The 11517-nt window shown below is 41.1% G+C and carries 14 protein-coding genes and 1 riboswitch; of the genes, 1 reads left to right on the top strand and 13 read right to left on the bottom strand.

Annotated features, from left to right (window positions below; genetic code table 11):
* The 8 genes from ABPH35_RS09065 to ABPH35_RS09030 all read right to left on the bottom strand — a co-directional run.
* Positions 1–443 (bottom strand): ISAs1 family transposase (locus tag ABPH35_RS09065; protein WP_368849759.1); only part of this gene is annotated, 443 nt, incomplete at its 3' end.
* A gap of 155 nt (positions 444–598) precedes the next feature.
* The gene (locus ABPH35_RS09060; protein WP_349988860.1) at positions 599–940 is read right to left on the bottom strand and encodes a DUF1033 family protein; all 342 of its coding nucleotides are present in this window, start codon (positions 938–940) and stop codon (positions 599–601) included.
* A gap of 253 nt (positions 941–1193) precedes the next feature.
* Positions 1194–2816 (bottom strand): chaperonin GroEL, encoded by a 1623-nt coding sequence (gene groL, locus ABPH35_RS09055; RefSeq protein ID WP_349988859.1) that lies wholly within the window; start codon positions 2814–2816, stop codon positions 1194–1196.
* A 14-nt stretch (positions 2817–2830) separates the two neighbouring features.
* Positions 2831–3115 carry a co-chaperone GroES gene (gene groES / locus ABPH35_RS09050; protein ID WP_349988858.1) on the bottom strand — a complete coding sequence of 95 codons (285 nt, stop codon included), beginning with the start codon at positions 3113–3115 and terminating at the stop codon, positions 2831–2833.
* A gap of 166 nt (positions 3116–3281) precedes the next feature.
* On the bottom strand, positions 3282–3677 hold the full coding sequence (locus tag ABPH35_RS09045) for a single-stranded DNA-binding protein (protein WP_368849758.1): 396 nt from the start codon (positions 3675–3677) through the stop codon (positions 3282–3284).
* Between the two features lie 69 nt (positions 3678–3746).
* Positions 3747–4373, bottom strand: coding sequence for a YtpR family tRNA-binding protein (ytpR, locus tag ABPH35_RS09040; RefSeq protein ID WP_349988856.1), 627 nt, complete (start codon positions 4371–4373; stop codon positions 3747–3749).
* A gap of 3 nt (positions 4374–4376) precedes the next feature.
* Positions 4377–4697, bottom strand: a complete 321-nt coding sequence (locus ABPH35_RS09035; RefSeq protein ID WP_349988855.1) for a thioredoxin family protein — start codon at positions 4695–4697, stop codon at positions 4377–4379.
* Positions 4694–4978, bottom strand: coding sequence for a DUF4651 domain-containing protein (locus tag ABPH35_RS09030; protein WP_349988854.1), 285 nt, complete (start codon positions 4976–4978; stop codon positions 4694–4696). Before ABPH35_RS09030 ends, ABPH35_RS09035 begins: the two co-directional genes overlap by 4 nt.
* Positions 4979–5029: 51 nt before the next feature.
* Here ABPH35_RS09030 and pepA point away from each other — a divergent pair, with 51 nt between their 5' ends.
* Entirely contained in the window at positions 5030–6103 is a 1074-nt protein-coding gene (gene pepA / locus ABPH35_RS09025) for a glutamyl aminopeptidase (RefSeq protein ID WP_349988853.1), read from the top strand.
* A gap of 53 nt (positions 6104–6156) precedes the next feature.
* Here pepA and ABPH35_RS09020 read toward each other — a convergent pair whose 3' ends face one another.
* The 5 genes from ABPH35_RS09020 to ABPH35_RS09000 form a co-directional block, all read right to left on the bottom strand.
* Positions 6157–6720 (bottom strand): folate family ECF transporter S component, encoded by a 564-nt coding sequence (locus ABPH35_RS09020; RefSeq protein WP_349988852.1) that lies wholly within the window; start codon positions 6718–6720, stop codon positions 6157–6159.
* Positions 6721–6757: 37 nt separating this feature from the next.
* Positions 6758–6847, bottom strand: a riboswitch (THF riboswitch).
* A 182-nt stretch (positions 6848–7029) separates the two neighbouring features.
* A complete protein-coding gene (locus ABPH35_RS09015) occupies positions 7030–8220 on the bottom strand; it encodes an acetate kinase (protein WP_349988851.1) in 1191 nt (396 codons plus the stop codon).
* 49 nt (positions 8221–8269) lie between these two features.
* A complete protein-coding gene (locus ABPH35_RS09010; protein ID WP_349988850.1) occupies positions 8270–9223 on the bottom strand; it encodes a class I SAM-dependent methyltransferase in 954 nt (317 codons plus the stop codon).
* A 99-nt stretch (positions 9224–9322) separates the two neighbouring features.
* Entirely contained in the window at positions 9323–10471 is a 1149-nt protein-coding gene (locus ABPH35_RS09005) for a tyrosine-type recombinase/integrase (protein WP_368849757.1), read from the bottom strand.
* 640 nt (positions 10472–11111) lie between these two features.
* Positions 11112–11517 (bottom strand): Fic family protein (locus ABPH35_RS09000; RefSeq protein ID WP_368849756.1); only part of this gene is annotated, 406 nt, incomplete at its 5' end.

Here is an 11517-nt window from a genome sequence, read left to right as displayed (position 1 = left end):
ACTTGACCGTAGGAAATCCCTAAATCTGTCGCATAGGCGGAGACAATATGTAAGGCTTTCTGGTGTTGGCTGGCATTACCTCTAATTGTCTTTCCGTCAATGGCTATCAGGCGTTTCGAAAAACGAGTAAAATGTTTAGCTGATACCTCTGCCTCTTCAAGAAGAGCAGACCACATCTGTGTCACTTCTACTAGAACTTGAGGATCTAGAGTCGCAAAAACTCGTTGCAGCGTATCGTGAGACGGAATCCCATTTTCTAACCCCAACACGGTTCGCAAGGAAGACTCATAGGCAGTCCCAAACTCCTCAATTTCATCCCAATATTCTGCACCTGATAGACGCGCAAAGAAAATAAGCAAGACAATATCTGACAATGTGTGCTTAATTTTCCAGGATTCTCTATCATCACGGACACCTATCAAGAAATCCAGTCTCTCATTCATAACAAAATCCTCCACTATCTCTAGTATAGCAAAGGATTCGAACTTAGTTTATGAAACTGTTATCTGAAAACGAAACTTTCTTCATGCGTTTGTCGTGGCCACACATACTCCAGCATATAAAAAGCATCTTTACTTCTCTGTACAGATGCTTTCTCTTATTTTACTCGACAAATACGATGTTTACCCGCCTCTTTTCGTCGCAAGCCTGCAGGCATATTTTCAGTTACTTCCAACAATATCAATGAGTGATAATTTTGTAAATATTCATCACACTCATCACACCAATACTGGTCCTTAGGATCCCAAAAAGCCGTCATTAAACCATTTTGGCTTTCTTTCATTGGAAAATGTTCAGAAAGACAAACCCACTGACGTTGATAATCTTGCAGCGCTTCCTCGTAATTAGCATGTCTACTATTACTGATAATATGTTCTTCCCAGCCATCCAAGAACCACCACGGTTCAAAATCACCATACATCCTAATCACTTGATACATCTCTTCACTCCCTTATGCTGACTATTATAGCGAATTTTCATACAGGAGAAAAAGAATTAGCTTGTGAAATTTATTCTAAAAGACAGACGATAAAAGATGGATATTTATTCATTCTATCCGCAATCCATCAGCTAACTGATAGCACTTCTTCCTTCTTCAAGATCCTCCTTGGGGTTGCAAACAAAATAAAAGAGTGAGGGCAATCGATTTCTACGAAATCACAATTGACTCTCACTCCCTTTTAAAATCAGTTCTACATCATACCGCCCATCATGCTAGGATCCATTGCTGGAGCTGGAGCAACTGGTTCTGGTTTGTTTGCGACAACTGCTTCTGTTGTCAAGATAAGGCTTGCAACGCTGGCTGCATTTTGCAAGGCAGAACGCGTTACTTTAACTGGATCAATAATTCCTGCTTCAATCATGTTGACCCACTCACCTGTTGCTGCATTGAAGCCTGTTCCAGCTTCTGAATGCTTCAAGCGGTCAATCACGATAGAGCCTTCAAAGCCTGCATTGAGAGCAATTTGACGAACTGGCTCTTCCAGAGCACGAAGGACAATATTGCGTCCTGTTGCTTCATCACCTTCAACCTCAAGGCTCGCTACAGCATCTATAACATTGACAAAGGCTGTTCCACCACCGGCAACAATTCCTTCTTCGACGGCTGCACGAGTAGCATTGAGAGCGTCTTCAATACGGAGTTTCATTTCTTTCAACTCAGTCTCTGTCGCTGCACCGACTTTAATGACTGCCACACCGCCTGATAATTTCGCTAAGCGCTCTTGCAATTTCTCACGATCAAATTCAGACGTTGTCGTTTCGATTTGCGCTTTAATCACACCGATACGATTGCTAATCGCTGTCGCATCTCCTGCACCTTCCACAATAACGGTTGTGTCTTTATCCACTGTTACTTTAGAAGCCTGACCAAGTGCTTCAATCGTTGCGTCTTTCAATTCAAGGCCAAGATCATCAGTGATAACTGTACCACCTGTCAAGATTGCGATATCTTCCAGCATAGCCTTACGACGGTCACCAAATCCTGGTGCTTTTACAGCCACAACATTGAAGGTTCCGCGAATCTTGTTCAAGACAAGCGTCGGAAGGGCTTCGCCATCCACATCGTCTGCGATAATCAAGAGCGGGCGGCTCGTTTTAAGAATACTTTCCAACAATGGCAAGATTTCTTGAATATTTGAAATCTTTTTATCTGTGATCAAGATATAAGGATTGTCAAGGTCTGCCACCATTTTTTCATTATCTGTCACCATGTATTGAGATAGGTAACCACGGTCAAATTGCATGCCTTCTACGACATCCAATTCCGTCTCCATCCCTTTAGACTCTTCAATGGTGATAACGCCGTCTTTGCCGACTTTCTCCATTGCTTCGCTGATGTATTCACCCACTTTTTCGCTACGAGAAGATACGGCTGCAACTTGAGCGATTGCCTCTTTATTGGCAACAGGGACTGAATTCGCTTTAAGAGCCTCCACAGCTGCACTGACCGCCACTTCAATCCCACGACGAATGCCGATTGGGTTAGCTCCCGCAGTTACGTTTTTAATCCCCTCACGGACAATTGCCTGCGTCAATACAGTTGCAGTTGTCGTTCCGTCACCAGCGATATCATTGGTTTTAGACGCTACTTCGGATACCAATTTAGCACCCATATTTTCAAAATGGTCTTCCAATTCGATTTCCTTAGCAATGGTCACCCCATCATTGGTGATAAGAGGTGAACCAAATGCTTTTTCAAGCACTACATTGCGACCTTTTGGTCCCAAGGTTACTTTGACCGTATCTGCTAAAATATCAACTCCACGCACCATGCTCGTGCGGGCGTCTGATGAAAATTTAATCTCTTTTGCCATTTTTTTACCCTTTCTTACTCTACAATTGCTAAAATCTCTGCTTCACGAACGAGCAAGACTTTCTCTTCGCCGTCTTTGACTTCAATTCCTGCGTGGTCTTCAAGGACAACCTTGTCCCCAGCTTTCACACTTGATGGGACCAATTCCCCCGTTAAGGTACGGATTCCTTGACCGACTGCAAGAACTTCAGCGACTTTTGTCGCCTCGCGGCTGTTACCCGCAATGACAAAGCCTCCAACTGTTTGTTCTTCTTTTTCTTCGACTCTCACGACCACGTGGTCGTTTAATGGTTTTAGCATATCTTACCTCCAAGAATTGATTTAGCACTCTTCTTATTTGAGTGCTAATTCCTATGGTTTTATTATATCATTTGGTCAAAAATAGTCAAGAGAATTTCATTCAGTTTTTCGAAAATAGGACTACAGACCGAAAAAGGCCTGAGAGATAAACCTCAAACCTTCTACTCTAAAACGGCAATTCTTCTTCCTCTAGCACCAAGTCCGCTAAATCTTCACCCGTGTTGTTTTCACGCATGGCACGTTGAGCACGACTTTCCAACAGTTGGAACGACTGACCGATAACTTCTGTTACATATTGGCTTTGACCATTCCTTTCATATCTTCGTGTGCGCAACTCGCCATCTATAGAAATCAAGCTACCTTTTCCTGCATAAGAAACAAGCGTTTCGGCCAATTTCCCCCAAAAGACAGCTGTAATAAAATCAGCTTCACGTTCACCGTTCTCTGTCTTAAATCGACGATTGACAGCAATTGTAATACGGGTCACGTTTTTACCACTTGCTGTCTGGTTTAATTCCGGTTGAGCCGTTAATCGACCAATCATAATCACTTTATTATACATCTTTTTCCCTCCTACTTATCTATTCGAAAAAGATGCAAAAAAGCTGACCTGAGCCAACTTTTTTAATTATTATCCTTGCCAATGCTTTGCAGGATCAAATGGTGTTCCTACTACCTCACTTGAATCTAGCTCAATCACACCACGTTTCTGTGGAGCATTTGGAAGTTGCAATTCACGTGGACTACACATCATCCCAAAACTTTTTTCACCACGTAATTCTCCTGGGAAAATCAGGCTACCACTTGGCATCATTGCACCAGGCAAGGCAACAATCGTTTTCAAACCAAGGGTGGCATTTGGCGCTCCTGCGACAATTTGGACTGTTTTTTCTTCCCCTACTTTGACTTGACAGATATTCAAGTGGTCACTATCAGGGTGAGCAATCAACTCAACAATTTCACCAACGACAAATTTGGGTTCCTTATCATTGACTAACGATTCTGGAAAGCCTTCTTTTTGTAATGCTTGATTAAGAATGGCTACATCTTCATCTGTTAAAAAAACTTGACCACGTCCTGAAATTGTCAACAAGCTAGAAACTTGAAAAATATTCCACGCTACGGTTTCTTGAGTATCTATTAGAAAGACACGCGCAACATTTCCTTTACGTTCAACAGCCACTTGGTCATTCTTACTATCTGCAACAATAACCATTAAGACATCACCAACGTGTTCTTTATTATATGTAAAAATCATTTCTTATCCTCTCACATTTGCTAAAAAATCATTAATTTCCTGCTTGGTTTTCCGATCTCGATTGACAAAACGGGCTATTTCCTTCCCATTTTCCAGAACAACTAAACTGGGAATCCCAAAGACATTCCACTGCTGGGCTACTTCTATATACTCATCTCTGTCCACCAAGACAAACTGAAAATCTGGATTTGCAGCCTCAATCTCTGGTAAAAATGGCTTAATAAAGCGACAATCACCACACCACTCGGCAGAAAAGAACAAGACGTGCTTACCTTTTTGCTTGACTAATCCAGCCAACTCCTCAAGACTCTTTGGAACAATCATCTCAATTCCTCCTCATACCAAATCACACCTGCTTCATTTTCAAACAGATAAACCGTTTCATCTTCCATGACAACACCACCCACTAATCGGTGCTTATCTGATTCTACCTCATTGATAAATACGGTTGCAATTTCTCCATATTCAGCAAAAAATGCCCGCACTTGCTGGAGAGCTTTCGCTTTTTTTCGTTCTTCATACATGGTCATCGAAAATCGCGCGCTAGCTGCGAGAATACCCGCTCCAACCACACCTGCTAGCAAGGCTGCTTTTTTCTTCTTCATATCCAACATTTTACCACAATTCGTGATAAAATAATAGACAGGAGGATCATTATGTCACATTCTATTTTATTCGAAAAAATCAAAGAAGTTACCGAATTACAAGGTATCGCCGGATTCGAACACGAGGTCCGCAATCACATACGCAAAAAAATCACCCCACACGTTGATCGTATTGAAACAGACGGATTGGGGGGAATTTTCGGAATCAGGGAGGCAACTGAAGAAAACGCTCCTCGTATTCTTGTAGCCGCCCACATGGATGAAGTTGGTTTTATGATTAGTCACATCCAAGCAGACGGAACATTCCGAGCAGTAGAAATCGGCGGTTGGAACCCACTTGTCGTATCTAGCCAAGCCTTTACGCTACACCTGCAAGACGGCAGAAAAATTCCTGTTATTTCAGGATCCATCCCTCCCCACCTTTCTCGCGGTACGAATGGCAGCGCTGGACTTCCTGCCATAAAAGATATTATCTTCGATGCAGGTTTTAGCTCAAAGGAAGAAGCAGAAACATTTGGCGTGCGACCTGGCGACATTCTCGTTCCAAAAAATGAAACCATTTTAACCGCAAATGAACAAAACATCATTTCAAAATCTTGGGACAATCGTTTTGGGGTGCTGATGGTGACAGAATTACTTGAAAGCCTATCAGGTGTCACTCTCCCAAATCACTTAATTGCTGGTGCCAATGTTCAAGAAGAAGTTGGCTTACGTGGTGCATACGGATCGACAAACAAATTTAACCCCGACATCTTCCTCGCTGTGGATTGTTCTCCTGCAGGTGATATTTTTGGAGAACAGGGCAAAATCGGTGACGGCACCCTCTTGCGATTCTATGATCCAGGTCACATTATGCTCAAAAATATGAAGGACTTCCTTCTCACAACCGCAGAAGAAGCTGGTATCAAATTCCAATATTATTGCGCAAAAGGTGGCACTGATGCAGGAGCGGCCCATAAGCAACTACACGGTATTCCGTCCACTACAATTGGTGTCTGCGCTCGGTATATCCATTCACATCAAACTCTTTATAATATGGATGATTTCTTACAGGCACAGGCCTTTCTACAAGCTATCGTGAAAAAACTAGACCGTTCAACAGTAGATTTGATCAAACAGTACTAAAGAGAAACTTAGGTATTAAAAAAGCAACAATGGGATGAATTGTTGCTTTTTTATTATTTTGCTATTCCCATCAGTTTGCGTACTTCTGGGATTCTTTGAAGCTGCGGCAATAAAACCATCGTCACAACCACTCTAAATGGAATTTCTAAAACTTTAAAAATGCGCCCTTGCGCAAAAAACTGTACTGAGATAGGAACATTTTGATAAATCTGATTCAAAATTGGCGTCAAGAAGAAGGTTCCAATTCCCATAATCACAGTTGTAGCAAGTAACACATAAAACCAATCTTTTGTTCTATGAATATCTAATTTCTTGCCATAGTAAAAATAGCCATATAAAAAACCTTGTACTGCTTCTAACAGGGTAAACCAAATAATGAATGGATATCCTGAGTTTAAAGCTGTCAATACATCATTCACCACAAATACAATAACTGCGACCCATGGACCCGCTAACATGCCAATAAGTGTATTTGCAATAAACGACAAACTTACTTTCAACATATTCGGAATAATCCAAAATGAAAAGTAATGCCCCAAGATATAACGCACAGCGATGAGCATCGCTAACACAACTAATAACTGAACTCCTAATTTAGGAGATTTTTTCGAAAACATACTATGCTCCTTTGGTCATTTGGAGCTGTCGGCTATCGACAGCGGATGCAATGGTTTACCGCGCTTTCGCTTCGTTATATGGCAACATCCCATCCATACACACTTAACGCAAACCACCTACTCTGCGCAAATTAACTTTGCCTTTTCATTCTACCATATCCATGCTATTTTGACTAGAATATGTTCTGCTAAAACCATCATTTTTGTAAGCACCATTATACCCGCTTTTAAAAACGAACGGTTCGTTTTAAATTAGGTACAAAAACGGATAACCAACTAATGGCTATCCGTCTTATTTATTTGCAATTCTTATTTTTTCAAGCGTTCTACATCACGCGCAATCACGAGTTCTTCATCGGTAGGAATGACTAAGACTTTCACCTTTGAGTCAGCCGTTGAAATATCACCTTCTGCTCCAAAGACATTCTTTTCAGGATCCAATTCCATGCCAAACCAAGACATACCTTTTACAACCTCCTCACGAACAGTTGCAGAATTTTCGCCAATTCCTGCTGTAAAGACAAGAGCATCTGCTCCATTTAGTACAGCAAAATATTGTCCGATGAATTTTTGTAAGCGATTCACAAACATATCAAAGGCAAGGGTACACTTTGCATCGCCGGCTGCACGACCAGCTTCTATCTCACGCATATCGCTTGATACTTCCGCAATTCCTAAAAGACCAGATTGCTTATTCAAGGCGTTGACAACAGCTGCAGCATCTGTCAATTCTGCGACATTTTCAATCAAGTAAGGGATAATCGCAGGATCAATATCTCCAGAACGTGTTCCCATCATTGGTCCGGCTAGTGGAGTGAAGCCCATCGATGTATCAACGGATTTTCCACCATCAACCGCTGTAATTGAAATCCCATTTCCAATATGAGCCGTAATCAGTTTTAAGTCTTCGATTGGTTTATTTAATACTTTTGCCGCCTCGCGTGAAACATAATAGTGAGATGTTCCATGCGCACCGTATTTACGAACTTGATGATCTTCATAGTATTTCGTCGCAATTGGATAACGATAGGCAATATCAGGCATTGTTGTATGGAAAGCTGTGTCAAAAACAGCTACACTTGTAATATCTGGCAAGATATTCTTAAACGCACGGATACCGGCAGCATTCGCTGGATTATGAAGCGGTGCTAGTGCTGACAACTCTTCAATTCTAGCAAGTGCTTCATCATCGATCAAAACTGAATCTTTGAAGAATTCACCGCCAGCTACCACACGGTGACCAACACCTGTGATTTCTGAAAAATCTTCGATAATGTGATGTGCCAACAAATCATCTAATAGGATTTTTACAGCCTGCACATGGTCAGCAATATCTAGCGTTTGACTAGCAGCTTGACCATTGAATTTAACAGTTGAAATAGAATCTTTCAACCCGATTCGTTCAATCAAACCTTTCGCCAATACTGTTTCTTCTGGCATTTGGTATAATTGCCATTTCAGACTAGAACTACCCGCGTTAATCGCAATTGTTTTTGACATAAGAATTCCCCTTTTAAGCGTTTTCCTAACTAGTATATCAAATTTTCACTTAAATTGCATTATCTTGTTTCCATTTTTTAAAATTCTCTGTAAAAGCCTGCAATGCTTCTGCACTTTGAAGATTCGTTAGCGGATAAACAAAGGTTTCTAGCGGCTGGGCTGTCTGCTTTTGTAAAACGAAAATAGTCTTTGCCATAGACTGAGTCCCAAATACAGTTGCTGGGAGGGTAATTACTGCCGCAACACTTGCATGCTCTTTCATCCAACCTTTCAGTAACGAACTTTGTGGACTTGTCAGCAAATCATTTGGCGCCAACAAGATAGCATATCCTCCCTGTTTCAGGTATTTCAACGATTGTTCCATCAATAAATGATGCGCATAGGTATGCTCTTCAGAACTAGCTACTTGATAACGCTGAGCAGTTCGATCATCCGGATAATAACCAATCGGCAAGTCGCTAATGATGACCTGACTCTCCTTCAAAATCTGCGGACGAACAGCATCACCCTGAGCAAAATGGGCGCCACTTTCCATCACCTCGGCAATGCTGGCAGATAAATCAATCAGCAAATCATCCACTTCAATACCAAAATAGTCAATCTCTTTTTGGCTATGATTTAAAATGGTCTGCGCTAAATTACCTGTTCCTGAACCAATTTCCAAAACCGTCACTTGCTGCTCATCAACCAATTGCTCCAATAGGAATGTTAGAATAAACCCTATACTATCCGGTGTAAATTGGTGATTGTATTGCATTGGCTCTGTCTGATTAGCCTTTATAAAAAGAAACTGATACGCCCTACGCCATTCCTCCGCTGTTAACTCCAGCTGTTTCAACGTGTTGATATGATGAGATACTGTTTCATTCTCATGACTACCTGTTAAATAGGCAGCGTTCTGCTCAATCAAGGCATCATAAATATTTGTACCCAAAAGATTTTGGATTGTCTGGACATTTTCTAATAGCAGGTCATAAGCCTGTTCGATCTTCTCAAAATTCATATAATATTACTTTCTAATTGCTCCAATCCCTTGGCGCACAAGGGTTTGCGGAGTTTTTTGTTTTGTGATTTTTCCAATTTGTTCACCTTTTTGTTCACCTTATAGGCTATTTATGGCTTTTTCAAAATAGGTGACGGCTTCTTTTTCCTTCTCTTTGGATAGGTGGGAATAGGTGTCTAAAGTCATTGAGATATTCGAATGTCCTAGACGGTGCTGGAGTTCTTTGTAACTAATGCCAGCGTTCAACAGTAGACTAGCGTGGGTATGGCGGAAAGCGTGGAGAGTGAAGCGAGGCATGCCCAATTTCTTGCAATAGTGGTCTAATACTTGTTGGAAGTTGTTTCTGAGTAAGTATTGTCTTGTGGTTGTCTGAAATACCCTAACAGGAGCATGCGCCCCAATTTCTAAAAATGTCAGCCGTTGGCGGTTGCGGTATTGTTTCAACATGAGCGCAGTAGCTTTATCCACGCTGATAACTCTCTCCCCTGCTTTGGTCTTTGTTTCCCCTACTGTTTTAATTTCTTGTATGTATGTCTTATTGACTTTGATAGTATTGTCCTTTAGGTCTATATCAGACCACTCCAAGGCGGACAACTCCCCTATACGGATACCCGTAGCAAGCAACAGCCTGAAAGCAACGGTATAATTGAACTTTCCGAAATCTTTTTGACCTTGTTCATCGATGTATTTCAAAAATCTTTTTAAGTCTTCAGGTTGGATATATTTCACCTTTTTATTCTTTGGTTTTTTCTTCCTAGGGAGTAGGGTGTCCCGTATTGGGTTATGTGGCACTGATTGCAATACAACAGCATACTGGAACATTCTAGAAAGCACTGAGCGAGCTTTGTCAAATTGGTTATAACGCTTAGCCAAGTCATTGATAAATTTTTGGGCTACTGGTGTCGAAAATTTTTCAAGTGGCATTTGCCCCAACGGTGGCAGAATATGCTTTTTTATGATTGCTTTTGTACACCTCAAAGTCTGAGGCTTGACCGTGTTTTGATAATTTTCTAACCAAGCTTCGGCTAATCCCTTGACGGTTTTTATATCCGTTTGAATGTTGAAGCGTGTCGCCCCTGTTTTTTGAAATTCCTGTTGTGCATATTTTACTTTTCTGCCAACTTCTTTTTTTGTCCGCCCTGTTATGCTGGTCTTGATTTTCTTACCTGTTATATTGTCTACACCTAGATAGACATTGGCACGGTAGACAACGCTGCCGTCCTTCTTTTTGATTTCTGTTATTTTCATGATCATAAACCTTTCCATCAGCAGGCAAGCCGTTATAAAAGAGATTTTAGATTGTAATGGGTTTATATCATGCGGAGGGCTAAAAAATAGCCCTTATTTTCGTTTGTTTTGGGTAAGGTGGTCAATTATACCAGATAGGACTGAAATGCCTTAAATCGGCTTATATGAGCTTGTAGAAAAATAGGCGATTTGATATAATAGCCAATGGCACAACCTACACCGCCTTAGAAGGGAGGTGAGGCGGAAAGTGTCAAAAATTTTCATTCTTTTTCTTACCGCACTACTTGAAGCAATTATCGGTTACTTTGTTGGCAAATTGCTTGATGAGTGGTTAGGTAAGAAATAATCTGGGTAGTGCTAAAATAGCACGAAGCCCCCAAGTAGTAGGATACTTGAGGGCTTTTTTATTTGGCGCAACCGTTAGCGGTTAGCATCAAAAAATTTTCATCTTTCCTACTAAGTATAATGTTAATTGATAAAATTGTCAAAGGGGTATAGCTAAAAACAATAGTCCATAGATTGCCATAGATTTCTTTAAAATCGAAAAAATGGCAAAAATTGAATTTTCTAGTTGTCATAGGTTTGTTTTCAGTTCATCAAAATAATAATTTTTGATTTCCCTTATAGTTTGTAACTATAATCAAAACTGGGGCATTCTATCCTTCTCATAATCTAGCGATTGCTTGAGCAGTTCAGCAAGTCCAGTGGTATCTTGATTGGCCAGAAGTTCCATATACTTCGTACGGTCATCTTTGCTAATGATGACGGGGGCATTTAAGTATCTCATAGCTAAATACATCATGATAAGCCGTCCAGTCCGTCCGTTTCCGTCTGAAAATGGGTGGATACGCTCCAGTTGGATATGAGTATCTGCCAGCACTTCGAGCAATTCGGAAATACCTTTAGCGCTCTCTAGTCGATAGCTGGTATTGTCCGCCCATTGAGTCATTAAGTAGGGTGTTTCTGTTGGGGTTGCCGTCTTAAACTCTGCCCCGATAATGGCATTCTGGGCTGTTTTAAAGCGCCCACGGTCATGTTGCAGTCTA

The organism is Streptococcus handemini (assembly GCF_040984445.1).
In the GTDB taxonomy this organism is placed as follows: Bacteria; Bacillota; Bacilli; order Lactobacillales; family Streptococcaceae; genus Streptococcus; species Streptococcus handemini.
Note: the sequence above shows the minus strand (reverse complement) of the source record. Positions and strands in the feature narration are given on the sequence as shown.